The organism is Mucilaginibacter aquaedulcis, assembly GCF_030409325.1.
GTDB classification, from domain to species: Bacteria; Bacteroidota; Bacteroidia; order Sphingobacteriales; family Sphingobacteriaceae; genus Mucilaginibacter; species Mucilaginibacter aquaedulcis.
Window position 1 is genome coordinate 507,807 of the sequence record NZ_JAUFPR010000003.1, and the last position, 25,622, is coordinate 533,428.

Sequence of the window (25,622 nt, forward strand, 5' to 3'; positions counted from 1 at the left end):
GATCAGGCGGCATTTTGAGTTATAGAAAGAAATAACTTTTCCAGATCCTTTTGCTGTTTACCAATGCTGAATACCTGATACCCGTTTTGAATAAGCAGTGTATTGATCTGGGCTGTTTGATCTCTTGAAGTGTAGTTTACAAATATGTATTGATCTGTAACATCAGTAACGGTGTAGTGCTTCCGGTTAAGCAAATTGGCGGCATCTACCGTATTATCGGTTTCTATCCTTATCTGCGGATGACTTATAGCTTCAAGGTCTTTTACGCTGCCCTGAAACCGTAATTCGCCATTATCAATAATACCAACGTGGGTAGCCATACGTTCTACTTCGACAAGTAAATGGCTTGATATAAATACAGTTTTCTGATGCTGTGAAACCAGTTTTATAAGCAGTTCGCGGATCTCAATAATACCATTCGGGTCGAGGCCGTTGGTGGGTTCGTCCAGGATCAGCAGTTTTGGATCGTTAAGCAGCGCCAACGCTATGCCTAAACGTTGTTTCATTCCTAAAGAATACTGCCCTGCTTTTTTGTTTGCAGCGCCGTTTAGCTGTACCAGGCTAAGCATTTCATCAACCCGGTTTGCGGATACTTGTAATAATAAGGCCCGGTTTTGTAAGTTTTCTTTACCAGTAAGATGCGCGTATATGGCAGGCTGCTCAATGAGTGCCCCTATTTGTGATAATATGCTGATGCGGTTATTGTGATACTCCTGTTCAAAAATATGGATGCTGCCGTGTTGGGTTTTTAGCAGGTTTAACAAGAGTTTGATGGTAGTGGTTTTCCCGGCACCGTTGGGGCCGAGAAAACCGTATATACTACCTTCGGGAACTTGCAGGTTTAATGATTTAATAACCTGCTGATTGCCAAAGTTGAAGGATAACCCCTCAGTACGTATTACCATACATGGTTACTCTTGGCTATGGAGCAAACTGTTTTAAACATGGTAACACCTTTATAAAACAATGAAGTTGCATGTACTGATGCACCAACTATTGACGAATCCTTTTTTTGTTGAAACTGATAGCTTACACCTAATATAAGGGCAAACATTACAGGTATCAGTAACATTACGAAAGGATTTGAATTTTTGATAAGCGTTTTCATTGAGAGTTGATTTTGATACAACAAAGGAATACTAAATATTTTACCCCCTAAAAAGTATTAGACCAACCCCCCGGGTTTATAGATGAACGGCTAAATAAACGAAATAACCAGTTCATCGATTCATAAAGCCAGTTCATCGATAAAATGAAATACTATATATAAATGTATCAACATATAATGCACAAAATATTAAATTAGATGCCAGTAGCCTTTTAAATAAAATGGCGATTAAAAACAAAGCGGATGCAGGCTATAATTTCAGAGGAGAAACAATCGCGTATCATAAAAACAGGCTGGCAGGTTTTCTGGCACCTGCTTTTCTGGCTATGTATTATATCGCTTTTAATATATCTGGCCCATACAGATTCTGAAGTTACCAACCGCGAACTGCTGGTTAAACTACTACTCTTTCCGGCTATTAATATCAGCCTGTTCTATATCAATTTCCTGATCTACATTCCTAATTTTTTAGATAAGAAACGTTACTGGGCCTACGCCGTGTTTGTTATTACTACTGTTATCCTGTATGGTTTTGGCAAGTATGGAGTTGGGCTCATGTACAGAGATATTGTGCTAACGCACATGAATAAGCCCATTCCCTTTCCATCGTACTTTTTAGCTACCGTTTTTAGCAGCCTTGTATTTATTTTCTTAAGTGTGGTGCTCAAATTCACTACCGACTGGTTTTTGAACGAACGTATACAGCGCGATCTGGAAAACCAACGCCTGAGTGCCGAACTGGCCTTTCTTAAATCGCAGATAAACCCCCACTTTCTGTTTAACTCTTTGAACAGCATTTATTCATTGGCCTATCAGCGTTCCGAAACAACTCCCGAGGCTATCCTGAAGTTATCCGAAATTATGCGGTATATGCTGTACGAGTGTAATGATAACAAGGTTGATCTGAGTAAGGAGTTACAGTATTTGCAGAATTATATCGATCTTCAAAAAATACGTTTTGGCAACAAAGCTTTTATTGATTTTAAGGTGATGGGCAATGTGACCAACCAGCAAATTGTGCCATTGTTGCTAATCGCGTTTATTGAAAACGCCTTTAAGCATGGTGTGGCCAATGATGTAACATCACCCATCAAACTGCTCATAAATGTTGACGAGTGCAAGCTTCATTTCTATATCCAGAATAAAAAGCATACCCACAACCGCGACTCTTCAGGCGGCATAGGTTTAAACAATGTACAACGACGTCTTAACCTCCTTTATCCAGAAAAACACACGCTGAAAATAAGAGACGAAGCCGATACCTATACCTGCGAATTATCCATAGTTTTATAGCCCAAGCACCTAGCGTCCGCTCGCTTTTTTATACCGGAAACAAAAAAATTAACAACGAACCATTAGAACGCTTATTTTTACAATATGATCAGATGCCTGGTAGTTGATGATGAGCCTTTAGCGCTGCATATATTGGAAGATTATATTTCCAAAATACCTTTCCTGCAACTGGTGAAAGCCACAACAAACCCCATTGAGGCCTTAACTTTGGTGCAAACCGGGGATGTTGACCTCGTGTTTTTAGATGTGCAGATGCCGGAGCTTACAGGCATCCAGTTTTTAAAAATATCAAATGGCAGGGCTAAAGTTATTTTAACCACCGCCTATCCGCAATATGCTTTAGAGGGTTATGAACTTGATGTGGTTGATTACCTGCTTAAACCTATAGCTTTCGACAGGTTTTTTAAATCGGTTCAAAAAGCGCAGACAATTATACAGCCGGTGGCTAAAACTATACTGACAGAATCTGTGCAGCAGGATGATTTTTCGACCGATTTCATTTTTGTTAAAACTGAGCATAAAATACAAAAGGTTTACCTGCACGATATTTTGTTTATTGAAGGGCTTAAAGATTACATATCCATATTCACCCCAGCAGAGCGCATCATTACTTTGCAGGGAATGAAAAAAATGGAAGATGCCTTGCCTGAGAAACACTTTATAAGAGTACACAAATCATACATAGTAGCCCTTAATAAAATAGACAGCATTGAGCGCAGTCGCATCCAGATTGGCGACAAAATTATCCCCGTAGGCGATACCTATCGTGATGAGTTTTTCAGAATAATTGAGGATAAGAATATTTAAAGCGATATTTCTTTTTTTGTGATTGCAGTAGTTTAGCTCACGAAGAGAAGACTTACTAAGTTTTTAAAAACTTAAGCCCCCTCTAAATCTCCCCCAAAGGAGGAGACTTAAAAAAAAGCCTTACCCAGCCCTCTCCTTTGGAGAGGGCTGGGTAAGGCTTTTGCTTCGTTCCCATTATAAGGAACTGTTTATTTACAAACTCTATTTACTTCACCTCTGCTTCCTCTACCACATCCTTTTCGCCAATTTGCTGGCGCCACATGGCGTAGTAAAGTCCCTTTTGGGCTAACAGGTCATGATGCTTGCCCGATTCAATGATACGGCCTTTTTCAAGTACATAGATGCTATCAGCATGCATAATGGTTGACAGGCGGTGAGCTATCAAAATAGTTATATGATTTTCAAGTTCCGAAACATTACGAATAGTTTCGGTGATCTCTTCTTCGGTAATAGAATCTAAACTGGAGGTAGCCTCATCAAACACCAGGATATCCGGCCTGCGTAATAACGAGCGGGCTATGGACAGGCGTTGTTTTTCACCACCTGATACTTTTACACCTCCCTCACCTATCACTGTGCTCAGCCCTTTATCAGCACGAGCCAGCAGAGTTTGGCAGGCAGCACGTTGAAGTACATCCATACATTCCTCATCGGTAGCATCCGGCCTTACAAACAACAGGTTTTCGCGGATGGTGCCCGAAAACAGTTGCGTATCCTGGGTTACAAATCCAATTTTTTCGCGCAGCTGGTCGAGATCAATATCTTTACTTAAAGTTCCGTTGTACAGAATATTACCATCCAAAGGCTGGTACAAACCTACCAGCAATTTTACCAGTGTAGTTTTACCCGAGCCCGATGGGCCAACAAAGGCAATGGTTTCGCCGGTATTGGTTTCAAAGTTGATATTATTAAGCGCGTTGCGGTTAGCCGTTAAATGCTTAAAGCTAACATCGCTAAAGGTTAGTGTGTTTACCTTTTCAAGCAATACAGGTTTCTCAGGCTTTTTATCAATCGGGGTGCTTAATATGCCTTTGAAGTTTCCTAATGATACTTCGGCCTCACGCCATGACAAAATCACGTTACCAAGCTCCTGTAATGGGTTAAACAAAAAGAACGAGTAAAACAAAAAGCTAAAGTACTGCCCCGGCGAAATGGTATTTTTAAAGATAAGCAGTAACAATACCACCACCATTACACTGCGTACAAAATTTACTGTAGTACCTTGTACAAAGCTCATGCTGCGTACGTATTTTACCTTCTTCAATTCCAGGTCAAGTATGCGATAGGTCGTTTTATTTAACCTTTCAATTTCCTGTTTTGCTAAACCAAGGCTCTTAACCAGCTCAATATTTCTTAACGATTCGGTAGTTGAACCGGCAAGGGCGGTAGTTTCCGAAACTATCTTTTTTTGAATGGTTTTTATTTTACGGCTCATGGCCATACTTACAAAAGTAATGATAGGTATTGCAGCAAAATACACCAGCGTTACCTGGTAGCTAACACTTACCGAATACACAATAACAAATACCATCCCGATGAGAGAAACAAACAAGATCCCGATAAAAGAGGTAATGAACTTTTCGCAATCGAGCCTTACTTTTTGTAATATGCCCAGGGTTTCGCCGCTGCGCTGATCTTCAAAAACCTGGTAAGGTAACTCTAACGAGTGTTTAAGGCCATCGGCATACATGGCCGCGCCAACTTTTTGAGTAATGATGTTGGTAAAATAATCCTGAAAGTTTTTGGCTATACGCGATACCATGGCCACGCCAATTGCCGCGCCAATAAGCATCAGCACTTGGTGCAGGTACTCATCATATTGAAGAACGGTACGTTTTTCAATAACGCGGTCAACTATTCTGCCTGTTATCCAGGGATCAAGCAACGAAAAACCAATATTCATAGCCGCCAGAAAAAGTGCTAACACAACTATCCAGCGATGTTTTTTTAGGTAAGAAATTAATATATTCATGTTTCAACAACAAAAATAAAAAAAGGGAATGGCTAAGTAGCTCATTCCCTTTTAATTTGACATAAGGTTAATATTAAACCGTCATGATGTCTTTTTCTTTAGCTTCAGAAAGCTGATCAACTTTGGCTATATAAGCGTCTGTTAACTTTTGTATTTCGGCTTCCCCTACTTTTATTTCATCTTCTGAAACACCTTCAGTTTTTAATTTCTTGATTTTTTCGTTGGCATCTTTACGGATGTTACGAACGGCTACCTTACCGGTTTCTGCCTCACCTTTAGCTTTTTTAACCAGGTCACGACGACGTTCTTCGGTTAATGGCGGTACGTTGATACGGATAATGATACCATCATTTTGAGGGTTAAGGCCAAGGTTTGCTTCTTTAATTGCTTTTTCAATAGCGCCTAACAATGATTTTTCCCAGGGCTGAACAACAATAGTACGAGCATCTGGTGTGTTAACGCTGCCAACCTGGCTTAGCGCGGTTGGGCTGCCATAGTAATCAACCATCACATCATCTAATATTGATGGACTTGCTTTACCAGCCCTTATTTTATTTAATTCACTATCAGCATGGTCAATGGCCTTGTCCATTAAAGCCTTTGCATCAGTCACTTGTTTTTTAATGAGTTCGCTCATTGGTTTTAATTTTTCACAAAAATAATAAAATCTATCACTTTAGATATAGCCTGCCTGTAGTATATTAAAGCGAATGCACTATGCTGCTTGTAGTTTAGCATCTTTGAAGGCTTATTTTAAATGTATAAACAAATGTTAAATAACACTATTTAACATCAGAACTTCTAATTTGTAAGTATATTAGTGTAAACCTTTCATAATTATGAGAACAACCTGCCTGTTTGTTTTAATGTTTGTTAGCATTACGCAATTAAAAGCTCAGCAATTATCTCAATCTAATATCTCTGGCAAAACCCAGGGTAATTCTTTATACGAGCATTTTAAATCAAAACGTGTTAACAGCCTGCTCAAAACAGCGCCTGTTTCGCCACAGATAAGTAAACCTTCTACAGCTATCCCAACGGTGAGCGAAATTATGAGGGATGAGATAGTTGATAATATGCCGGTAATTAAAACACGATCAGACGACAAAATGCCCGTGGTTAAACCTGGCGATCCTAACACTCATTATACCATGCTGATACAAGGTTATGGCAAACTTAAAACTGACTCTGTGAGCAGGCAGCCTTAGGAATTAAAAATCCTTATTCAATACTTTTTCAAGTTCGGCAAAGCTGATGTTCATTTTAACACGGCCCTGTTTGGCGTAGGAGAGTTCGCCGGTTTCTTCAGATATAATGATAGCCGTTGCCTCGTTGGCTTCAGTTACCCCGATACCTGCGCGATGGCGTAAACCAAATTGGGCGGGTAGGTCAGTTTTTTCGGTAAGCGGCAATATACAACTGGCCGACTTGATTTTATTTTCGGAGATAACCACCGCCCCATCATGCAGCGGACTTGTTTTTTGGAAAATACTCTCCAGCAGTCGCTTTGATATCTTGGCATCCACAACCTCGCAGCTGTTTTGGTAAAACTGTTCATCGTAATATTTTGCGAATACAATTAACGCGCCTGTACGGGTCTGTTTCATGCTTTTGCAGGCATCAATGATAGGTTTTATACGGGCATAATTATTCTTCTCTACCTCGGTTTTACCAAAAAAGTATTGCCACCACGCCTTATTACGCTGCAACGACGCGTTTTTACCTACCAAGAGCAAAAACCGCCTTACCTCCTGCTGAAAAACCACTATTACAGCAATGATACCTACATCAACAAACTTGCCCAGTATAACGGTAAGCAACTTCATATCAAGCGCCTTTACCACAAAGTTGAGAGCAAATATTACGGCGAAACCAATAAATATATTTGCGGCTATGGTGCCTCTGATGAGGTTATAAAGCTGGTATATGATAAAGGCCACCAGCACCACATCAAGAATATCAAAAAATGTGATTTTTGGGAAGCTTAAAAATATGGATTGCATTTACGAAGTTAATAAGTTTAAGGGTAAGTCATAACCGCACAATACCTGATGCGCTTTTTTTAAATCAGTATGACTTTTAGTACCCTGCACAATTTTCAATTCACCATAAAGATAATGGCGCTAAACTAAATTTAAAAGTCTAACGTACGGGAAATTAAATGCTTACTTATTACGCTCGGTAGTAAACCTCACCAGCTGCTCAAGGCCTCGGTGCGAGTCACTGTCGGGGAAAGTGTTGAGGATTTCAAAAGCTTCGTCTTGAAATTTTTTCATTTGGGTTTCGGCGTATTGCAAGCCACCGGTTTCATTTACAAATTTAATGATCTGAGCAATCTTAGCCGGATCATCGTTATGGTTTTTAACCAGGTTAATAATCCGCTTTTTTTCAGAATCACTGGCGTTAGCCAATGAATAGATAAGCGGGAGTGTAACTTTTTTCTCTTTAATATCAATGCCGAGGGGTTTGCCTACATCGTCTGTACCAAAATCAAACATATCATCCTTGATCTGGAAAGCTATACCTATTTTTTCGCCAAACAAACGCATTTTTTCAATCACTTCATCAGATGCTCCGGCAGAAGCTGCGCCACAGGCACAGCATGACGCAATAAGTGATGCCGTTTTTTGCCTGATCACCTCGTAGTAAACCGGCTCGCCAATATCCATACGGCGTACCTTTTCAATTTGCATCAATTCACCTTCGCTCATTTGCTTTACCGCGTCTGATACTATCCTAAGCAAATGAAAATCATTGTTATCAATAGAAAGCAATAATCCTTTTGAAAGGAGGTAGTCGCCAACCAGAACGGCTATCTTATTTTTCCACAAAGCATTGATAGAGAAAAACCCGCGACGCTGATAAGAGTTATCAACCACATCATCATGAACAAGGGAGGCAGTATGCAGCAACTCAACCAGGGCAGCTCCCCGGTGGGTTGATTCGTTAATGCCCCCGCAAATGCTGGCAGCAAAAAACACAAACATAGGTCTGATCTGTTTACCCTTGCGCTTAACAATATAATGAGTTATGCGATCAAGCAGAGGCACCGAGCTTTGCATAGAAGCCTTGAACTTCTCCTCAAACACATCAATATCGGCGGCGATAGGTTTTTTAATGTTGTTGATGCTCAGCATTTAAACTAAACAAGCTTTTTTATGTGTAAAACTACCTTTTGGCAATATGGAGCAAACATAAGCTAAAATTATTTATCTGCATTACGGCTAAATATTTTTTACTTAAATTAAACCAAAGGCCGGCTTAACACTCTATACTATAAATGCCATATTTTTTTAGTTGAGTTTAAAGTTTTCATGTAACGCGGGGCCCTTAACCAGGGCTTCGCTTTTTTATTGCCGGCGAAAGCAATATTATTATACCTTTGCAAACTAATTTTATCCGGAGAGGTGTCTGAGTGGTCGAAAGAGCACGCCTGGAAAGTGTGTATACGCCAAAAGTGTATCGAGGGTTCGAATCCCTCCCTCTCCGCCGTAAGTATATCAAGTTCTTGAAAAACGCCTCAAATCATTGGATTTGGGGCGTTTCATGTTTACGAGCAACGCATCCAAACGCAATACATCTCAATCTGATCGAGACCTCTTGCGAGACCTATTGGACCCTCGTAATTTTAGGTCTCGCGAAACTGCTAAATGTTTACTTATTAATTATTAATTGTTAAAGCGATGATCAGAACTGTCTGTATCAACTTCTCACTAAAGAAGTCCAAAACCCTAAGCAACGGGACCGCCCCAGTTTATTTGAGATTAACCATTGCCGGTGAACGCGTTGAATTTACTTCCAGGCGCTATGTTAAACCGGATCGTTGGAACCCGGACACCCAAAAAATGACCGGTACCAATGAAGAATCGCGGGTGTTTAATCAATACCTTAAAACCTTGGAGCAAAAAGTATTTGAGGAACATCGGTTGATGTTAGATGCAAAAGTACCGATTACTGCTGAAAGCTTGAGAGATCGACTTTTGGGCAAGACCGACACCAAACGATCTAAGATGCTTGTTCCTATTTTCAAAGAACATAACAAACGTATCAAATCGCTTATCGGCAAGGAGTATGCAAGCGGAACACTCGAACGTTATGAAACCAGCTTAAAGCATACCATTGATTTTATAGCATGGCAATACAAAAAAAACGACGTTGACATTTGTGAAATCGACCACGAATTTATTACTTCTTATGATTTTTATCTGAGGTCGGAGAGGAATTGCTGCAACAACACTGCGGTCAAATACATCAAGAATTTTAAAAAAATCATACGTATTTGTATTGCGAATGGCTGGCTGGACAAAGACCCTTTTGTTAACTATAAGGCTAAAGTCAGAGAAGTTGTAAGACATTACCTTACAAGCGAGGAGATACAGGTTTTAGCGGAAAAACAGTTTGTGAGTGACCGGGTTAATCAGGTCAGAGACGTATTTCTGTTCAGTTGCTTTACAGGCTTAGCGTATGCCGATGTCAAAAAACTAAAACGATCGGAAATCACTCGGGGGGTCGATAAGCAGCAATGGATCTTTACCAGCAGGCAAAAAACAGATTCCCCATCCCGTATACCCTTATTACCAGTCGCCTTGCAAATCATACAAAAATATGAAGACAATGCAGAATGCTTATTCAAGGATAAAGTGTTTCCTGTTCTGTCCAATCAAAAAATGAACAGCTATCTGAAGGAGATAGCGGATGTATGCGGTATCGTTAAACAGCTGACCTATCACATCGCCCGCCATACCTTCGCTACCTCCGTTACTTTGGCCAATGGGGTCTCCATTGAAAGTGTTTCTAAAATGCTTGGTCACAAAAATATTCGCACGACCCAGCATTACGCTAAAATATTGGACATCAAAGTAAGTGAAGACATGGCAGCTTTAAAAAACAAATTAACTTTCGTTAATCTTTAAAAAAGCACAAGATGATAAATAATATCACAACTGAAGAGGTCATCAATAGTATTTACCACGTTAGAAATCAAAAGGTCATGTTCGACTTCGACCTTGCAGGCTTGTAACAGGTAGAAACGAGAGCTCTCAAACAAGCGGTCAAAAGGAATATAAAACGATTTCCAGAAAACTTTATGTTTGTGCTCCATAAAAATGAATGGCAACAGGTTATCACAAATTGTGATAACCTGCCGGATAGAATCAAGTTCTCACCGGTAGCACCTATGGCATTCTGAATTAGGCGTAGCAATGTTGTCAAGCGTTTTAAAAAGCGAAACGGCAGTAGCGGTAAATATTCAAATCATGCGGGTGTTTCATAGCGTGACGAGGTTTTTACTCAACAAAGCAGAGATAAGGTTGGCGATCGAGCAATTGAAAAAGAGACTTTCCAAAACCGATAAAAACCTAGAGATGGTTTTCTTGTATCTTGACGAATTAAATGATAAGCAAGAAGCTCAACCAAAAAGAACAAGAATTGGCTTCAAGCCAGACGAAAATTAAGTTAATATGTATTCTTCTCCCTGACCAGTTTAGAAAGTTTTTCGTCTGGTTAGCTGTTGGTTATCTATGACACTCCGTTTTTTGATTTTTGATATAATTCTTATGCTAATATTTCTGAAAAAGCGATTGGCGAATTGATTAACATCTACCACAATTCCTTAATGTTGTCGGAGATTCGCTGTTCCGTGGTATTGCTAGCCAGTTCATAAACAAAAGTAAAGGGAGCCTAGTGTAAACATTAAAATACAAACGAATATGTACATTTATCTTTTTTGGGCTCGTTGCTTTAATTTCCGATGGCCTTATTCCCTAATCGAGGAAAATGATGGTTAGTTATTCGAGTCCTTTCCTTCTTTCGACAGTGGTCAAATCTCGAACTATTTTCTTGATGACTTGAAGCTGAATACATTTTAGATTTGCGCTTCGAGTCCAGGTTTAGGATAAAACGGCCCGAGGTTAAACACTCTCATCGTCGATTGCTCATAATTTATGGCTACAATTAGCATTTTTTTTGCACAGACAGTAGTAAAAACGATAATGGTTACAGATTCATTGTCACTACCATGTAGACGACCATGCTCTATCTATCTTTTTTTTTGACGGGTGTAGCATTTTTGAAGGATGGTCATCTAACAAGCGAAATGACGTTTGACGAAATCTATAAAAATTATTGGGACAAAGTATTTCGTATATCGATGGGTTACGTTAACGATCACGATTGGGCGAAAGATATTGCCCAGGATACTTTTGTTGCCATTTGGAACCAATTGCCAAAGTTTAGAGGCGAGGCTGCGGTCGGTACGTGGATATTCCGTATAGCCACCAATAATTGCCTGCGACAAATAGAACTGAAAAATCGTATGCCACGCGCAGAATTTCCCGAGGATATGAAAGAAGCCATCGACACAAACATTGAACTCAAAGTGCAATTTTTATATCAATGTATCGCCGAGCTTCCTGAGATCGACCGATTGATTATTTCCCTTGAGCTTGAAAATATCAAGCAAGCTGAGATTGCGAAGATTATAGGACTTAACGAAACCAATATCAGGGTAAAAATTCATCGTATTAAAGAACGATTATCAAAAAAATTTAAAAATCATGAGCACTGAACCAGATTTTAAAGCACTATGGAGTAAGCGAGCATCACATGAAAGACCTGACTCCGCTATTTTAATACAAAAGGCCGCGAAGATTCGAAAAGCTTTCCGCTTCAAAATGATGGTTCAAATCGTTGCGTTAACAGCAAGCATCGTCGTTATGTTGAAGGCCGGCTTGAGTATTAATAACCGGGAGTGTACTACCAATATAGGTTTAGCATTAATGATTATTGGGGTTGTAGCCTATCTTATTACCAACAACCAGCTATTGCCCATGCTGTTTAAAAGGAAAATAAGTAGCAGCAGTCAAGAATATATAAACCAGTTAATTCGTATCCAGCATAAGAATGAATTTATGCATAAAGTGATGATAGATGTTTATTTTTGTTTGCTCACGGTTGGTTTATGGTTGTATTTGCTTCAAGGTGCTAAGTCTATCATTGCAATCCTTGCGGCACTCCTTTACTTGGTGCCTTCAGGCTTTTTAGCTATCGCCTGGGCATTTGCCAAGCGCCAAGAGTTAAAAACAATCAAGCAACTGGCTCATACCATTGAAAAACTGGAGTCTTTGAACGGGCAGTTAGTTGACAATGATATCAATAACGCATAACATTCTAATTTCATGTTGAAATCGTCTTGTTTATTTTTATTATTTGCCATTTATCTTCCTATCGTAAGTGCTCAATCTGTTCCACATATTGGAATTTAACGATGAGTAACCTGGTAGCTTAAACATTTCCATTTTTTCGGTTACCGGAATGATCTCCGTCGAGTAGTTTTAACAAATGTTTGAAAGTTAACCGTATAACGCAGTGATATTAAAAACAATGAAGAAATAAAACAGGCCTTGATCATTATATTTAAGAATTAAACTTAAAGAGTTTTTTCAGACGACATGAAACAGCGTTTTTGTAGCAAGGAAATAACAGAGGCGAAAAACATTCGTTTTGAAAATAAAATGTTCAAATTTTTGCTGAGGTGGGTCAAAGCTAACCCCGAGAAAGCCTTGCTTCAGTTTGATCAATCGCTGGACGAATATTTAGCTAACAATGCGCTGCGGGATTACTTCCTTTCCATTGACGCACCCCTACAACAACTATTAAAGAATCGCTTCGTCGCTGATCATTTAGGACGGAGTGCTAAAAATGTTTATTTTGATGAGGTTACCGGGGATCCTGCATTTGCTCCAACCGAACAACGTTTATATAATCTTGCGCGCCGGATGAGTTGCGAAACTATGCATATCCCATTCCGGTCCATCCATCCAGACAAGCAAACCGAAAGTGGCGATAACGCCGCCGTCGATAGCTATCCCTGTGAATCTGAAATACGCTATAACAGTGGCAACCATTTTACCAGCCGCCCTGCAAATGCTCATGTGTTCGATGAAAACAGCAAACGGGGTTTAACACAATCTGAACGAAACTTACATGTGCTATTTCAGCGTGGCTTTTTAGAAGACAGGCTGCATGATGTCAAAAATGTGACCAAATCTATAGCTTATGCAAATGAAACATCGCTGCAATTCTTTGTCATTTGCAGCAGGCATTCGTTGAAAGAAGGTCATTTCGGAACGTCTTTGGTTATCATGAATCCTAAAAACCCGGATTTTCCTCATCGTATTCTGATCTGCGACACACTGCTAAAAGAATTACCGCACCACCCGCGCTGGTGGAACCATTTTATTGCGGAATATACCAATGTTTTTGGGGGCGGTATTGCAGAAATTATTGAAGATATTTCCCATCCATTACAAAAGGTTAACATTAAGGGTGACGATCCTTATCGACATGACTGGGATTGCCCTTATTATGCTTCCAGTATGACTTTTGCATTGGCTGATCTGGTAAAAACCAATCCCGATTTGCTGGCAAAAGAAAGTTCGTCTGTTATTCACGATGCCATGAAAAATTTTATGCCGGATTATTACGCGCCGAACAAACAGATAAAAGACAGGGCGGCCATTAAAAAAGCAAATAAATTAAAACGCTGGAATAGTGGAAAGCTTGTTATAAAGGAAATTTCATCTCCATCAAGACCATTCATACAGGCCTAAATGTAGAAACGAACGTCAGTGAGTGTAGTGGCTGCATACAGTGACACTCCTATCCGGGCAAACCTGAAGTCCATTTTTATACCAGAAAAAAACATGTTGAAATTTTACTATTGCACTGGACGTTACTATCGACGTGCCATCCTAACCAAAGTTCGACATTGATGCGAGGACAGTAAAAAAGTCTTTACTATCCATTAATATTTCTGTCAATGTTAATTTTGGGACAACCGCATAAAATGGTGTCTACAATTGGTCAATTCCTTTTATCTAACTAATTTTATCTTTAAAACGTTTGCGTTAGCGAAATGAACCCTTCGAACGCCTCATTGTTAGCATATGACTTCTTATATAGAAATTTAGGGTAATTCTGATTCATCTCACTCTAATAGTTATCAGCGTTTTGATACATAGGTGTCCCCATCCCAAAGAAATTCTTGATCAATCTTCGATATCATCGAAAGTCATTACGAGTATTATTTATGCCGGTAATATTCGATCACCCTTAGCGTAAATGCCTTTAATTTTTCCTGCAAAGCTTCCAGTTGTTTGTAGCCTGCATGTACGCCAATGTCTGGATGCATAACCTTAATCCTGTGAAATAATTCATGATCATCAAAGTATTTGGCGTAAGCATGAAGGAATTCTTCTGGTGTGTACCAAACTTTATCTTTAGGATCGTATAGCCATGATCCCGATGCCACTGCACGATCAAACAGTTTTTGAGCGTTTAACTTCTTTGCCGCCTTATCTAATTGCTCCTGATATTTTTTGCTGGCGGCGTTCGCTTCCTCTAGCTTCTTGCGCTGCAAATCTTCCTCGGATAGTATTCGAGGTTGAACCCTGTCCATAGTTCAAATCAGAATGGCAATTGTTTATCATCAATTTCGTTTGAATCGTTTTCTGGTAGATAAAGATCTGCATCATAAAACTCTGAAAATTCAGGAACGCTGACAGTGAAGTACTCTACGCCTATTACCGAATGGAAAAAGAATTTCATTGCTTCATTTGTAAGCTTCTTTGATCTTTCAATATCGTCAGTTTCCGTAAGGCTCACTACCTCGAAAACAAAGTATTCATGTTCCCGGTCTTTAGTTACTTCGACATATGCGGTACCTTCGTACAGATATCCGTAATCGTTTTCAGAAAGTTCCCTATCTTTTGAAATAAGCATCTTAAAGTCGGCGGTTTCCAAAGTAATAAAATTCTGTCCGTTTTCTGTTTTGATATTGAAGTGATTCATTGGGTAATTTTTTGTGAATACAAAGCTATGCTAATTTTATTAGCATATGCAATTTTTGAAATCGTTTGTAAAAGTTTATTTCTTATTAGCATTGGCGTAAATTCAACACAAGGACAAGGCTCAAATTTTTGGTTTACACTTCCTGTCGGCCCTTAGCTGTGCAACTAGAAACCTTTCTGCTCAACCTCTACAGTTGTACTTAATGAATATATCCTTAGGTGATACCATTCATCTTTTTAACTTTTAATAGCCAATACTAATAAAGACTCATACGGCACGGTAAATATACTTCGTAAGTAACAAATTGTTAAGCCATAAAAATCGCTGCAAATGTTGCCGTATTAGAATAAGCCTTTGATTAACAATCTTTGACTTAATTGAAACACGACGTTAAACGTTACTAGGCTGTGTAAAAAGCAGGCAAAATATACAAAATACAAATATCCGCCTACGAAAATCAAGCGCCTTTCCAGCGTTTTTTTATTGAGTGTGATAAAAGTAGTATTAATCACAACAAATAAAAAAATTCAAAAAATACTACTAATTGATAACGAAGTAGCTATTGTTAAAATAGTAAATTACATTCTTTCAGACGAAGGATATCAAGTTAATGAATTGGTAGATGGGTATAATGTAAATAGTGCGATAGCAGAATCCAGTCCGGATGTCATTTTACTTGACGTCACGCTTGGTGATGTCAATGAAAGCTATATGTAGTGAATTTAAAAAATTCCCCGGCGACGATGTCTATTCCGAAAATAACCGTTTCAGCAACACATGCCGTAATTGATGGAGTAAAGGCTGTCATGGTAATGATTACCTTCCAAAGCCTTTCGATAGGATCCAATACAAATGGTTAACCCTTTTTCAGCTGCCTAAACCAAAACTATGAAAAAGAAAATTAACCTAGGTGAAAACCAGTTGAGAGAGTTTATTTTCTGTAAGGACAACCGTATTGCTACGTATTAATATATAGCAAATAAATACTTTTGTGTCACCATGTTGGGGTGCGAGTTATGGATGACTGCCAACGTCTTGAACCTCGGATTACTTCCGGGGTTTTTATTTTCTATAAGTGAAACTTTAACACCTCTGCGTTGTCGCATCGATACCTCCGCCCCAAATTAGTTAGCCGTAAGAAATAGCTCATTATTCCCTTGAGTTTTTAAATGACTTTAAACTCGAGCTAATGGAAGATTTTTTTCATATCCTTCAATTGGAAATAAGCAAACAAACTCGTCCAGTGCATAAGATGGCACCGTCTATTAAAATTATAGATTCAAAAATGGAAATGAAATGCTGTTGCGCTGAATCAAAGCGGTGTGTTATAAATTGATGCTCGAAAAATTTACCGTTTTTTTTGAAGAAAGATTACCCTTTGGTAAAAATTGATAAGTGAATGTATTGGTCGGTATCAAACTCTCCGAACAATGATTCAATCAAATATCGGATTGAACATTGCGGCAGTAAAGTAAATACCACCACTCATAATGAGTATTAATCCCCAACTTGTAATGATTTTCCTTTTTATCTTCAAATCAGGTTTTATTATAAATTTTATATGGTTATGTGAGCAGCGAGAGCGACCGTAGCCAATTTCCACCTTCTCACTCCCGGCTAACGGAAATCTTCGGGGAGTAAAGTAAATTAAGTGTACTAATGTTTAATTCAAAAACCTCCAAGCAGCGAGTGTAAGGAGGTTTTATTTTGACTTATTTTGTTATGAACGATTATAAATATGACTTCCAGACCGACGTTGAAAAACAAATTTGTAAAGTGCATAAGATGTCGCCATTAATTGCCGTCATTGACGGTCAAATACGAATGAAGTGCTGTTGCTTAGACTTTAAAATTAAATGTTATAAAATTATCATTGAATCACTATCTATGTATAAAAAAGATTATCCGGTAAAAGATTGAGAGTAGTACATAAAAACGATGCGGACAGTGACAATATTATATAGCTGACACATTTGTTATTCCCATCTACTCATTTGTTATTTTGAAACATTCAATGATTAGAAGAGTTATTTCAGTGAAAGCGGATGTCAGGTTGATAACTGGCATCCTTTTTTATTGATTTTTATTCTTAAACTGTTGGTGTTTCAAACTCAGCATCCATATAATAAAACATAGCTGGGTTGACCTCCAAGAAAATGTCGAACCTTGCTGTTCATTTTCTTACCGTACTCGTTCTGCCCTGAGGCATCTGGACATGCTGGAAAGCCGCGACCATGCACACATCAAATTTCAGCTTATGAATGAAAATACAAAAATGGAAATCCACTATGACAAGATCGTCATAGGTTACAAATATAATGACGATTACCTCATCATCGATGTCGCGGACTTTCCAAACACTGATCAAACAGGGATGGGATGATGCTGTCCGCAAACTTTATCCTGATGAACGCATCTATACTTTTTGGGACTACCTGCGTAATGCATACGGGCGGGATGCCGGGTTAAGGCTTGATCATTTTCTATTAAATGCAGATCTGAGTATCCGCTTAACTTCAGCCGGAGTGGATAAGCATGTGCGTGGCTGGGAACACAGCAGTGATCATGCGCCGGTATGGATCGAGATTCAGGGATGATTATCTGCAAACTTAGGTTGCTGTTTCCTGTTTAAAGTTCATGACTAAAATTGACGAAGGGTTTAACGGCTTCGTTCGCGTGCGCGGAGCGCGCGAGCATAACCTCAAAAATATAAGTCTTGATATTCCCCGTGATGCGCTGGTCGTTTTTACAGGTATCTCGGGTTCGGGCAAATCTTCACTGGCTTTCGGTACTTTATATGCGGAGGCACAGCGCAGGTATCTGGAGTCAGTTTCGCCCTATGCCCGCCGTCTGTTCAATCAGATGGCGATCCCCGAGGTGGATGAGATCGAAGGACTGCCGCCGGCAGTAGCCCTGCAGCAGCAACGCGGTGCGGCAAGTACCCGGTCATCTGTGGGCAGCGTTACGACCCTGTCTAATTTATTGCGCATGCTTTATTCCCGTGCCGGTGATTACCCATCCGGTCAAAGCATCATCTATGCCGAATCATTTTCTCCCAATACGCCGGAAGGTGCCTGTACAGAATGCCATGGTCTGGGCCGGGTTTATGAGATCACGGAAAAAACCATGGTTCCTGATGACAGCCTGAGCATCCGCCAGAAAGCTATTGCTGCATGGCCCTCAGCCTGGCAGGGCCAGAACCAGCGTGATATTCTTACTACCCTGGGTTACAATATTGATATCCCCTGGAAAGACATTCCCCAAAAAGACAGGGACTGGATCCTGTTTACAGAAGAGCAGCCTGTGGTGCCCGTTTATTCGGGCTATACGCATGACGAAATTCAGCGCTTTATCAAAAGCAAGCGACAGCCCGACTATATGGGCACGTTTACCGGCGCGCGCCGGTATGTCAGGCACACTTTTGCCAATACGCAGAGTGCCCTGATGAAAAAACGAGTTTCACAATACATGATCAGCAGCGAATGTCCCGTTTGCAATGGAAAGCGTCTGCGGCAGGAATCCTTGTCGGTTAAATTCGCCGGTTATGATATTGCTGAACTGTCAAGGCTCGCCCTTGACAAGCTGGCGAAGATCTTCGCGCCCTACGCAACCGGTGAAGCAGTTGCTCTAAAAAAGATAGCGGCAGAACACCCTGAAAAAGTAGTGGTAGCCAAACGCATCGCCGAAGACTTCATCGCCCGCCTTCAGGTCATGCTTGATCTGGGTTTAGGATACCTGACCATCGAAAGAAGTACGCCGACTCTATCTCCCGGAGAATTGCAGCGTCTTCGATTGGCTACACAGGTTCGCTCCAACCTTTTCGGGGTGGTATATGTTTTAGACGAACCTTCTGCCGGGCTTCACCCTGCCGATACTGAAGCACTATTAAGGGCGCTGGATAAACTGAAAGCTTCCGGCAATTCACTGTTTGTGGTCGAACATGAGATCGACGTGATCCGTCATGCCGACTGGATTGTCGATGTAGGACCTGCGGCCGGCGAAAAGGGCGGGCATATCCTGTACAGTGGTTTACCGGACGGCTTGCGGCATGTGAAGGAATCACTGACCCGGCACTACATTTATGATGATGCGGCGAAAGTAGTCAGCGATCCGCGTATCCCGAAAGCCTGGCTGAAACTCGAAGGCATCACCCGGAATAATCTTTCTGGCCTGAATGCGGCTTTTCCTTTAGGGTTGCTGACAAGCGTGACAGGCGTCTCCGGATCAGGTAAAAGCAGTCTGGTCAGTCAGGTACTGGTAGAACTGGTTGCTGATCAGCTTGGTTTGCAGGTTGATATCACCGGTGAGACGGAAGCTGATCCCCTGGAGCAGGCTGAGGTACAAACCCTCTCCGGTCAGATCACGGACGGAATGAAAAACATCAAGCGATTGGTAGTGGTCGATCAGAAACCCATCGGCCGCACACCGCGTTCCAATCTGGCTACCTATACTGGCTTATTTGACCACGTAAGGAAATTATTTGCAGCTACACCGGCGGCCAAAGCGAGAAAATTCGACGCTGGGCAATTTTCCTTCAATGTCGCTAAGGGCCGTTGCCCGCATTGCGAAGGCGAAGGGATGGTCATGGTGGAGCTGTTATTCCTCCCAAGCGTGTATACGCCCTGTCCGACCTGCAGCGGCACGCGCTATAACCGCAAAACGCTGGAAGTTAAATACAAGGACAGGAACATCGCCGAGGTGCTTGGGCTTACCGTTGATCAGGCGGCTGATTTCTTTGACGAGGAACCATCGGTCAGCCGGGCGCTGGAAGTGGTTCGTGAGGTCGGTCTAGGATATCTGCGGCTGGGCCAGCCGGCAACCGAATTGTCGGGCGGTGAAGCGCAGCGCATAAAACTGGCGACCGAACTTCAGCGCGCCCAGCATGGGCAGACCCTGTATGTACTGGACGAACCGACGACCGGTTTGCATCCGTCGGACGTAGAACGCTTGCTGCTGCAATTGAACCGACTTGTTGACGCAGGTAATTCCGTAATACTGGTAGAACACGATATGGAAGTGATCGCAGCCAGTGACTGGGTGATCGACATTGGCCCGGGCGCAGGTGAGGCAGGCGGAATGATAGTTGCAGAAGGCAAACCGGCCGATATCATTAAGAATAAACAAAGCCGTACGGCTCCATACCTGGCTAAACATTTATGAAACCGGACACGCCATCCTATTTAAACTTCAACAACGAAGCTTATGCCTGGAAACCGGATATTGATTATCGCCGGCATCCTGAGCTATATCGTGTCGGGAAAGGAGAACAAGGGGTATTGAGCTGTGAACCTTATAAAAGTGAGATCGGCCCACACTGGAGGTTTAAAGACGAGGCAATCGCGCAGGAAAGCAGCAAGAAAATCTATCGTCAGTTTTTAGACTACCTGGCTAAAGGAGAGTTTGTCGGTGCCGATATAGCGAGCAAATATCTGCAAATGGGCTTTACGCGCGCAAGGCGTTATGCCAATTATAAAGGCGGCAGGAAATATGATGCGGCACACGATTACGCTCTAATGCCCAGGGGCACCGGTCAGGAAGAAAAAGCGAAAGCAGCCGCTGTCTTCTATGCAGTCTGGAAGAAGGCAGAGCAAAATGAAACCTATTCGGCTATAAAGTCAGACTGGAAAAAAATGCGCGGTTAATCCGGTTTTCCGCATTAAACAGGTCGGACAAAATTATATTTATAGAAAACACTGACGTGGCGGCTAAGGATGTTCGCGGCTCAGAACATAACATTGACCATGCTCCCGCTGGATCTAACTGATGGTTTTAAAAAGCAGCCCGGTGACAAGGCTACTTTAACTTCGTTGTTATTTCAGTTTAGCTTCGATCGCTTCGATCTGCATCAGGTGGTGTTTCAGCGTCGGCAGCATTGCCTGGGCGAAAGCTTTCACAGCCGGATCTTTGCCGGTGGTGGCGTAGTTTTCGAAAACTTCAACCGTATTGCGATGGCCGCTGACCATTCCGTGTACGTACAGCTGATCAAAATTACTGCCGGCATTTTTCAGCATCAGGTCGGGTTGGATACCGCCGGTCGCGGCAGCCGGTAAGGAGATGCTTATACGTTTGGCCAGTTGTAACAGCTTTTGTTCTGCTTCACCATGGTCTTTAACCATCATCTGGCCGAACATTTTAACGTCGGCCCGCAGGGCTTTCTGCGCGGCCAGATTTCCTGCGCTCGCTTCCTGCAGGTTTTTGATGCTGGCTACGATCAGGAAATGTTTCGCCGTGGTGTCCGGATCGGGCTGCGGGATCTGCGCTTTGGCACTTAATCCGGCAAGGCACAGGATATGAGGATGAATGTGTTTTTCATAGTGTTTTTAGCTTATGGCATGCCGACACCGCCGGATGAACCGTAGATCTGCCCGGTTGCAAAGCTGGCATCAGCAGCGGCTAATTGTACATAGATAGAAGCTAACTCGGCGGGCTGGCCGGGTCTGCCCAGCATCGTCCAGCTGCCGAACATCTGTTGTTTTTCAGGCTGCGCGCCGCCACTGATCTGCAAGGCCGTCCAGACCGGTCCGGGAGCCACGCCATTGACGCGGATACCTTTCGGGCCGAGTTGTTTGGCCAGCGATTTTACGTAATTCATGGTCGCAGCTTTGGTTTGCGCATAAGCATAAAGGTCCGGCGAGGGGTCATAAGCCTGCTCAGAGGTAGTACCAATAATGGCCGATCCTGCAGGTAAATGAGGAAGCGCGGCTTTGATGATCCAAAAGGGTGCGTAGATATTGGTTTTCATGGTCGCATCGAACTCTTCGGTCGTCAGGTCGGCGATAGAGACGACTGACTGCTGGCGGCCGGCATTATTAACGATGATGTCCAGTCCGCCCAGGGCGGTGACAGCTTTTTGCACCAGTGTTTTGCAGAAGTCTTCGCTGCGCAGGTCGCCGGGAACCGCAACCGCTTTGCGGCCTTCCTTTTTGATCAATGCGATAACTTCCTGCGCGTCCTGTTCTTCGCTGGGGTAATAGTTGATCACCACATCCGCGCCTTCGCGGGCGTAAGCGATAGCAGCTGCGCGACCCATACCGGAATCGCCGCCGGTAATCAAAGCCTTTCGGCCCATCAAACGGCCTGAGCCTTTATAGCTGGTTTCGCCGCAGTCAGGAATTGGGTCCATTTTGCTTTGCAGGCCCGGCCAGGGTTGCGGCTGGCTTTTGTAAGGCGGTTTGGGATAAAGTTTGGTAGGGTCGCTGATTTTTGCAGGACCATCGGCAATTGCCTTGTTGCTAGTACCGGTTGCGGCCAATGCAGGTGATACTGCGGCGGCGGCCAGGGTGGCACCGAGCCCGGCGACGACCTGCCGCCGGGTGATTTTATTTTCTTCGTTCATCGGTTCTTGTTTTAAGCGCCCAACTCTTTTAAGATCCGGCTGGTAATGGCTACGTGTTCTTTAAAAACGGCTAAGGATAAAGTCGCCAGGTGCCTGCCCTGGTTTTCAGCGGCTCCGGCCATTTTTCCTTTGCTGATATAATTCTGAGCCAGGTCGCGTAGAAACTCATGGTTTTCTAATTGCGCCTTGATGTAGGCTTTGTCAAACTCAGGGCCGGCCGGGGTTGATTTAATTTTTTCCAGTGTGGCTTTTGCTTTGGCATCCATCGGCGGTACCGGTGTGCCCAGGTCTTTTAGCACGCCAGTTACAGCAATTGCCTCGCCCAATTCAAATCCTGCAAATTCTTTTGCGTTTTTGTTCATGGCTTTACCAACCGCGATCTGGCTGGTGGCCAGTGATAATTCAGCGGGGCCTATCACTCCCATACGGAATTCTTTTTCATTAGCGGCCATCGGACTGCCGGGGGCTACTGCCGCTTCGGCATCGAAAGATTGCAGCAGGCTGCCTGCTATAGTCAGGCCTGCGCTCAGCGCTACTGATTTTTTAATAAAATCCCGGCGTGGGGTGGTGTTGTTTTCCATGTTTATTTTTGTTTAATGATGTTTTGTTGTTGAGGGAAGTTAGTTCTCTATTTTGATGGGTTCATCTTCGTTTTTGGTAGTTTTTCGCTGCTCCCATGGTTTAAGTACTACTTTTACGCAGTCTTCTTCCTTGTTATTAAAGATTTCGTAACCATGGGTAACTTCGCTTAAAGGCAAGGTGTGGGTAATGATATCGTCAAGTACCACTTTTTCAGCTTTAACCAGTTCGATCAGGTGATCGATATAATTCAATACCGGTGCCTGGCCCATTTTCAGGGTGATGCCTTTGTCAAAGGCACGGTGCAGCGGGAAGTTGTCATAGGTAGAGCCGTAAACACCCATAATGGAAACGGTACCCATCCGACGCACGGCCTTCAAAGCCATATCCAATACTTTCATGCTGCCTGCTTCGAAATTAAAGAGGGCTTTGGCCTTGTCCAGCAGGTCACGTTCAGGTTCGAAGCCAACGGCATCCACACAAACATCGGCACCACGGCCACCGGTCATGGCGCGGATAGCTTCCACCACATCTACTTCATGCGGATTGAGCGTTTCTACTTTGTTAACGGTTTTGGCTTTTTCTAAACGGTAGTTGAGCGGATCGATAGCGATTACGCGGCTTGCGCCGTTTAACCAGGCGGCTTTCTGTGCCATCAGGCCAACAGGGCCGGAACCAAATATAGCAACAACCTCGCCGCCTTTTAATTGCGCCCAGTCAATAGCTGACCAGCCGGTCGGGAAAATATCGGTCAGGAACAGTACCTGCTCATCGGTCATGTTTTCCGGTACGACGCGCGGGCTGATGTCAGCGTAAGGCACACGTACGTATTCGGCTTGGCCGCCTGAATAACCGCCATACAGATCGGTATAACCAAATAATGCAGCACCTTTGTTGTCCGCCATGTCGCCTTCAGGTCCGTAATGTTTATAGTTGGAGTTCTCACACGCAGGGGAGGCTTCATGCTGGCAGAAGAAGCAATGACCGCAGGAGATCGGGAACGGGACAACCACGCGATCGCCTTTCTTCAGATTCTTCACGCCTTTGCCAACTTCTTCGACAATGCCCATAAACTCATGACCCATGACCATGGGTTTGGTTTGCGGGACGCCGCCGCTCAGGATATGCAGGTCAGAGCCACAGATCGCGGTAGAGGTAACTTTTAATATAACATCCGTGTCCTGTTCCAGGCGCGGATCTTCAACGGTATCATAGCGGATATCGCCGGGTTTGTGGAATACTGCTGCTTTCATAGTAAGTTTTGATGTCTTTAAGGAACAGGGCTTGAGGCTTATAGTTTGGGCTGTATTTAAATAAAAATTATATTTTTTAACTTATTTTTAAACCCCAGCCCTTCACAGGCATTTCTGCAACATCTGCCGTAAAGTCACCCTGAAACAATTTGTGCTTTGGATTGCTATTCTATTAGCCATCTCTTTTTTCCCACTCTTCACGGTTTAGGAGTTAAGATAAACTTTTAAACATGGAAGCCCTACATGACCCCGCCGCACAAGTTGCCGCATTGACCGCAGAAGTTAAAAGACCGCAATACCCGGAATACAAAGCAAAAATACTTTCGGAGGACAGGCAGTACCAGGAAAGCCAGGTGCGCTTCCGGACACTTTTTGAAGCATCGCGGCTGGGGAATAAGATTATTTCTTGCGAACTGAAGATCCTGCAGGCCAACCCAGCTATGGTGGAACTGCTTGGCTACGAAAACAAGGAAGAAATTATCGGCACGGCGATCTTTGATTATGTACCTAAAGATTGCCATAAGGACTGGCGTTTTTTGCAGGAAAAGCTGTGGCAGCGCTCGACACCCTCATTCAGCCTAGAAACCTGTCTGCAGCGCCGGGACGGTAGCAAGATCTGGTGCCAGGTCACCTCTATTCTTTTTCCCGACCAAGGGGGAACGCTGGGTTATACCATCATCGAGGACATCACTGAAAAATATAATCTTCGCATACAAAAAGAAGAATTCATCAGTGTTGCGAGTCATGAACTGAAAACACCGATCACCAGCCTGCAGGCGACCTTACAGGTTGTCAGCCGGATGATCGCCGGTAGCGGTGAGATCACGGATAACCTGAAAAAGCTGATGGCGAGCGCGGAGCGGCATACGACCAAGCTGAACCATCTGGTCGGCGACCTGCTCAACTCAACCAAGATCGATAATGGGCAACTGACTTTAAACACCACTTTATTTACTTTGGCCGACGTGATTGACGGCTGTTGCAGCCATATCCAGCTGGAAGGAAAATACCATATCAAATATGAAGGCAACCATTCGCCAAAGGTCGTTGCCGACCAGCATAAGATCGGCCAAGTACTGATCAATTTTGTGAATAATGCGGTCAAGTACGCGCCGGAGTCGAACGAGCTTGTCGTGCGGGTGGAAAAACTTGAACACTGCACAAAGGTAGCTGTGATCGATAAAGGCCAGGGCATTCCGCCGGAAAGCGCGGCTAAGATATTTGAGCGTTATTACCGGGTGGAAGAATATAAGCAACGGGCATCCGGTTTAGGGCTGGGGCTTTATATCTGCGCTAATATTATCCGCCAGCATGGTGGGGAAATCGGCGTGGAAACCGAACCGGGTAAAGGCTCTGCATTTTGGTTCACTATACCTGATAATGCTAAAATGGTTTACCACGTGCAGGAAAAAAACTAAAACCATC

General features: G+C 42.7%; 26 protein-coding genes and 1 tRNA gene. 15 read left to right on the forward strand and 12 right to left on the reverse strand.

Features of this window, described 5'->3' with window-relative positions:
- Nucleotides 1–2: 2 nt before the first annotated feature.
- Together QWZ01_RS17395 and QWZ01_RS17400 are read right to left on the reverse strand one after the other, a co-directional pair.
- The gene (locus tag QWZ01_RS17395; protein ID WP_290325434.1) at nt 3–905 is read right to left on the reverse strand and encodes an ABC transporter ATP-binding protein; all 903 of its coding nucleotides are present in this window, start codon (nt 903–905) and stop codon (nt 3–5) included.
- A complete protein-coding gene (locus QWZ01_RS17400) occupies nt 899–1,108 on the reverse strand; it encodes a hypothetical protein (RefSeq protein WP_290325436.1) in 210 nt (69 codons plus the stop codon). The genes QWZ01_RS17395 and QWZ01_RS17400 overlap by 7 nt, the downstream gene beginning before the upstream one ends.
- A 243-nt stretch (nt 1,109–1,351) precedes the next feature.
- On the opposite strand from QWZ01_RS17400, the gene QWZ01_RS17405 reads away from it, so the two are divergent.
- Together QWZ01_RS17405 and QWZ01_RS17410 are read left to right on the forward strand one after the other, a co-directional pair.
- Entirely contained in the window at nt 1,352–2,401 is a 1,050-nt protein-coding gene (locus tag QWZ01_RS17405) for a sensor histidine kinase (RefSeq protein WP_290325437.1), read from the forward strand.
- Nucleotides 2,402–2,485: 84 nt separating this feature from the next.
- A complete protein-coding gene (locus QWZ01_RS17410) occupies nt 2,486–3,208 on the forward strand; it encodes a LytR/AlgR family response regulator transcription factor (RefSeq protein WP_290325438.1) in 723 nt (240 codons plus the stop codon).
- A 205-nt stretch (nt 3,209–3,413) separates the two neighbouring features.
- On the opposite strand, the gene QWZ01_RS17415 is transcribed toward QWZ01_RS17410, so the two are convergent.
- Both QWZ01_RS17415 and frr read right to left on the reverse strand, forming a co-directional pair.
- Nucleotides 3,414–5,180: an ABC transporter ATP-binding protein gene (locus QWZ01_RS17415; protein WP_290325440.1), complete on the reverse strand. Its 1,767-nt coding sequence runs from the start codon at nt 5,178–5,180 to the stop codon at nt 3,414–3,416.
- Between the two features lie 73 nt (nt 5,181–5,253).
- Complete coding sequence (gene frr / locus QWZ01_RS17420) at nt 5,254–5,817, reverse strand: ribosome recycling factor (RefSeq protein WP_290325442.1); 564 nt, start codon at nt 5,815–5,817, stop codon at nt 5,254–5,256.
- Between the two features lie 202 nt (nt 5,818–6,019).
- On the opposite strand from frr, the gene QWZ01_RS17425 reads away from it, so the two are divergent.
- Nucleotides 6,020–6,388 (forward strand): hypothetical protein, encoded by a 369-nt coding sequence (locus QWZ01_RS17425; RefSeq protein ID WP_290325444.1) that lies wholly within the window; start codon nt 6,020–6,022, stop codon nt 6,386–6,388.
- Nucleotides 6,389–6,391: 3 nt separating this feature from the next.
- Here QWZ01_RS17425 and cdaA read toward each other — a convergent pair whose 3' ends face one another.
- Both cdaA and QWZ01_RS17435 read right to left on the reverse strand, forming a co-directional pair.
- Nucleotides 6,392–7,183 carry a diadenylate cyclase CdaA gene (cdaA, locus tag QWZ01_RS17430; RefSeq protein WP_290325446.1) on the reverse strand — a complete coding sequence of 264 codons (792 nt, stop codon included), beginning with the start codon at nt 7,181–7,183 and terminating at the stop codon, nt 6,392–6,394.
- Nucleotides 7,184–7,345: 162 nt separating this feature from the next.
- Nucleotides 7,346–8,317 (reverse strand): polyprenyl synthetase family protein, encoded by a 972-nt coding sequence (locus QWZ01_RS17435; protein WP_290325448.1) that lies wholly within the window; start codon nt 8,315–8,317, stop codon nt 7,346–7,348.
- Nucleotides 8,318–8,581: 264 nt separating this feature from the next.
- Here QWZ01_RS17435 and QWZ01_RS17440 point away from each other — a divergent pair.
- The 7 genes from QWZ01_RS17440 (at nt 8,582) to QWZ01_RS17465 (ending at nt 13,789) form a co-directional block, all read left to right on the forward strand.
- Nucleotides 8,582–8,669 (forward strand) — tRNA-Ser (locus QWZ01_RS17440).
- Nucleotides 8,670–8,863: 194 nt separating this feature from the next.
- Complete coding sequence (locus tag QWZ01_RS17445) at nt 8,864–10,093, forward strand: site-specific integrase (RefSeq protein ID WP_290325452.1); 1,230 nt, start codon at nt 8,864–8,866, stop codon at nt 10,091–10,093.
- 149 nt (nt 10,094–10,242) lie between these two features.
- Nucleotides 10,243–10,368, forward strand: coding sequence for an ORF6N domain-containing protein (locus QWZ01_RS26030; protein ID WP_353959419.1), 126 nt, complete (start codon nt 10,243–10,245; stop codon nt 10,366–10,368).
- A 13-nt stretch (nt 10,369–10,381) separates the two neighbouring features.
- The gene (locus tag QWZ01_RS17450; protein WP_290325453.1) at nt 10,382–10,633 is read left to right on the forward strand and encodes a hypothetical protein; all 252 of its coding nucleotides are present in this window, start codon (nt 10,382–10,384) and stop codon (nt 10,631–10,633) included.
- Nucleotides 10,634–11,274: 641 nt separating this feature from the next.
- Nucleotides 11,275–11,745: an RNA polymerase sigma factor gene (locus QWZ01_RS17455; protein WP_290325454.1), complete on the forward strand. Its 471-nt coding sequence runs from the start codon at nt 11,275–11,277 to the stop codon at nt 11,743–11,745.
- Nucleotides 11,735–12,343, forward strand: coding sequence for a hypothetical protein (locus QWZ01_RS17460; protein ID WP_290325455.1), 609 nt, complete (start codon nt 11,735–11,737; stop codon nt 12,341–12,343). The genes QWZ01_RS17455 and QWZ01_RS17460 overlap by 11 nt, the downstream gene beginning before the upstream one ends.
- 285 nt (nt 12,344–12,628) lie before the next feature.
- Nucleotides 12,629–13,789, forward strand: coding sequence for a hypothetical protein (locus tag QWZ01_RS17465; RefSeq protein ID WP_290325456.1), 1,161 nt, complete (start codon nt 12,629–12,631; stop codon nt 13,787–13,789).
- 473 nt (nt 13,790–14,262) lie between these two features.
- Here QWZ01_RS17465 and QWZ01_RS17470 read toward each other — a convergent pair whose 3' ends face one another.
- On the reverse strand, nt 14,263–14,637 hold the full coding sequence (locus QWZ01_RS17470; RefSeq protein ID WP_290325458.1) for a hypothetical protein: 375 nt from the start codon (nt 14,635–14,637) through the stop codon (nt 14,263–14,265).
- A gap of 8 nt (nt 14,638–14,645) precedes the next feature.
- The gene (locus QWZ01_RS17475) at nt 14,646–15,029 is read right to left on the reverse strand and encodes a hypothetical protein (protein ID WP_290325460.1); all 384 of its coding nucleotides are present in this window, start codon (nt 15,027–15,029) and stop codon (nt 14,646–14,648) included.
- Nucleotides 15,030–15,518: 489 nt separating this feature from the next.
- On the opposite strand from QWZ01_RS17475, the gene QWZ01_RS17480 reads away from it, so the two are divergent.
- The 4 genes from QWZ01_RS17480 to QWZ01_RS17495 all read left to right on the forward strand — a co-directional run bounded on the left by QWZ01_RS17480 (nt 15,519) and on the right by QWZ01_RS17495 (nt 20,671).
- A complete protein-coding gene (locus QWZ01_RS17480; protein WP_290325462.1) occupies nt 15,519–15,746 on the forward strand; it encodes a response regulator in 228 nt (75 codons plus the stop codon).
- Nucleotides 15,747–17,368: 1,622 nt separating this feature from the next.
- The gene (locus QWZ01_RS17485; protein ID WP_290325464.1) at nt 17,369–17,626 is read left to right on the forward strand and encodes an exonuclease/endonuclease/phosphatase family protein; all 258 of its coding nucleotides are present in this window, start codon (nt 17,369–17,371) and stop codon (nt 17,624–17,626) included.
- Between the two features lie 40 nt (nt 17,627–17,666).
- The gene (locus QWZ01_RS17490; protein WP_290325466.1) at nt 17,667–20,189 is read left to right on the forward strand and encodes an excinuclease ABC subunit UvrA; all 2,523 of its coding nucleotides are present in this window, start codon (nt 17,667–17,669) and stop codon (nt 20,187–20,189) included.
- On the forward strand, nt 20,186–20,671 hold the full coding sequence (locus QWZ01_RS17495) for a DUF4385 domain-containing protein (protein ID WP_290325467.1): 486 nt from the start codon (nt 20,186–20,188) through the stop codon (nt 20,669–20,671). Before QWZ01_RS17490 ends, QWZ01_RS17495 begins: the two co-directional genes overlap by 4 nt.
- A gap of 168 nt (nt 20,672–20,839) precedes the next feature.
- Here QWZ01_RS17495 and QWZ01_RS17500 read toward each other — a convergent pair whose 3' ends face one another.
- Genes QWZ01_RS17500 through QWZ01_RS17520 form a run of 4 tightly spaced genes read right to left on the reverse strand, consistent with a single transcriptional unit; the run spans nt 20,840 to nt 24,197 of the window.
- Nucleotides 20,840–21,331, reverse strand: coding sequence for a DUF4142 domain-containing protein (locus QWZ01_RS17500; protein WP_494337322.1), 492 nt, complete (start codon nt 21,329–21,331; stop codon nt 20,840–20,842).
- Nucleotides 21,332–21,354: 23 nt separating this feature from the next.
- Nucleotides 21,355–22,365: an SDR family oxidoreductase gene (locus tag QWZ01_RS17510; RefSeq protein ID WP_290325472.1), complete on the reverse strand. Its 1,011-nt coding sequence runs from the start codon at nt 22,363–22,365 to the stop codon at nt 21,355–21,357.
- 11 nt (nt 22,366–22,376) lie between these two features.
- Nucleotides 22,377–22,946 carry a DUF4142 domain-containing protein gene (locus QWZ01_RS17515; protein WP_290325475.1) on the reverse strand — a complete coding sequence of 190 codons (570 nt, stop codon included), beginning with the start codon at nt 22,944–22,946 and terminating at the stop codon, nt 22,377–22,379.
- A gap of 39 nt (nt 22,947–22,985) precedes the next feature.
- Nucleotides 22,986–24,197, reverse strand: coding sequence for a zinc-dependent alcohol dehydrogenase (locus tag QWZ01_RS17520; protein ID WP_290325476.1), 1,212 nt, complete (start codon nt 24,195–24,197; stop codon nt 22,986–22,988).
- A gap of 230 nt (nt 24,198–24,427) precedes the next feature.
- Between QWZ01_RS17520 and QWZ01_RS17525 the strand changes: the two genes are divergently transcribed.
- Nucleotides 24,428–25,615, forward strand: a complete 1,188-nt coding sequence (locus QWZ01_RS17525; protein ID WP_290325478.1) for an ATP-binding protein — start codon at nt 24,428–24,430, stop codon at nt 25,613–25,615.
- The last annotated feature ends 7 nt before the right edge of the window (nt 25,616–25,622 follow it).

What these genes read in the sequence shown, in the direction of transcription:
- QWZ01_RS17425 (WP_290325444.1), top strand. Translation starts at nt 6,020, where the DNA reads ATGAGAACAACCTGCCTGTTTGTTTTAATGTTTGTTAGCATTACGCAA.
- QWZ01_RS17490 (WP_290325466.1), top strand. Translation starts at nt 17,667, where the DNA reads ATGACTAAAATTGACGAAGGGTTTAACGGCTTCGTTCGCGTGCGCGGA.
- QWZ01_RS17405 (WP_290325437.1), top strand. Translation starts at nt 1,352, where the DNA reads ATGCAGGCTATAATTTCAGAGGAGAAACAATCGCGTATCATAAAAACA.
- QWZ01_RS17465 (WP_290325456.1), top strand. Translation starts at nt 12,629, where the DNA reads ATGAAACAGCGTTTTTGTAGCAAGGAAATAACAGAGGCGAAAAACATT.
- frr (WP_290325442.1), bottom strand. Translation starts at nt 5,817, where the DNA reads ATGAGCGAACTCATTAAAAAACAAGTGACTGATGCAAAGGCTTTAATG.
- QWZ01_RS17410 (WP_290325438.1), top strand. Translation starts at nt 2,486, where the DNA reads ATGATCAGATGCCTGGTAGTTGATGATGAGCCTTTAGCGCTGCATATA.
- QWZ01_RS17415 (WP_290325440.1), bottom strand. Translation starts at nt 5,180, where the DNA reads ATGAATATATTAATTTCTTACCTAAAAAAACATCGCTGGATAGTTGTG.
- QWZ01_RS17520 (WP_290325476.1), bottom strand. Translation starts at nt 24,197, where the DNA reads ATGAAAGCAGCAGTATTCCACAAACCCGGCGATATCCGCTATGATACC.
- QWZ01_RS17460 (WP_290325455.1), top strand. Translation starts at nt 11,735, where the DNA reads ATGAGCACTGAACCAGATTTTAAAGCACTATGGAGTAAGCGAGCATCA.
- QWZ01_RS17495 (WP_290325467.1), top strand. Translation starts at nt 20,186, where the DNA reads ATGAAACCGGACACGCCATCCTATTTAAACTTCAACAACGAAGCTTAT.
- QWZ01_RS17400 (WP_290325436.1), bottom strand. Translation starts at nt 1,108, where the DNA reads ATGAAAACGCTTATCAAAAATTCAAATCCTTTCGTAATGTTACTGATA.
- QWZ01_RS17395 (WP_290325434.1), bottom strand. Translation starts at nt 905, where the DNA reads ATGGTAATACGTACTGAGGGGTTATCCTTCAACTTTGGCAATCAGCAG.
- QWZ01_RS17445 (WP_290325452.1), top strand. Translation starts at nt 8,864, where the DNA reads ATGATCAGAACTGTCTGTATCAACTTCTCACTAAAGAAGTCCAAAACC.
- cdaA (WP_290325446.1), bottom strand. Translation starts at nt 7,183, where the DNA reads ATGCAATCCATATTTTTAAGCTTCCCAAAAATCACATTTTTTGATATT.
- QWZ01_RS17455 (WP_290325454.1), top strand. Translation starts at nt 11,275, where the DNA reads ATGACGTTTGACGAAATCTATAAAAATTATTGGGACAAAGTATTTCGT.
- QWZ01_RS17470 (WP_290325458.1), bottom strand. Translation starts at nt 14,637, where the DNA reads ATGGACAGGGTTCAACCTCGAATACTATCCGAGGAAGATTTGCAGCGC.
- QWZ01_RS17450 (WP_290325453.1), top strand. Translation starts at nt 10,382, where the DNA reads ATGTTGTCAAGCGTTTTAAAAAGCGAAACGGCAGTAGCGGTAAATATT.
- QWZ01_RS17515 (WP_290325475.1), bottom strand. Translation starts at nt 22,946, where the DNA reads ATGGAAAACAACACCACCCCACGCCGGGATTTTATTAAAAAATCAGTA.
- QWZ01_RS17475 (WP_290325460.1), bottom strand. Translation starts at nt 15,029, where the DNA reads ATGAATCACTTCAATATCAAAACAGAAAACGGACAGAATTTTATTACT.
- QWZ01_RS17485 (WP_290325464.1), top strand. Translation starts at nt 17,369, where the DNA reads ATGTCGCGGACTTTCCAAACACTGATCAAACAGGGATGGGATGATGCT.
- QWZ01_RS17510 (WP_290325472.1), bottom strand. Translation starts at nt 22,365, where the DNA reads ATGAACGAAGAAAATAAAATCACCCGGCGGCAGGTCGTCGCCGGGCTC.
- QWZ01_RS17435 (WP_290325448.1), bottom strand. Translation starts at nt 8,317, where the DNA reads ATGCTGAGCATCAACAACATTAAAAAACCTATCGCCGCCGATATTGAT.
- QWZ01_RS17525 (WP_290325478.1), top strand. Translation starts at nt 24,428, where the DNA reads ATGGAAGCCCTACATGACCCCGCCGCACAAGTTGCCGCATTGACCGCA.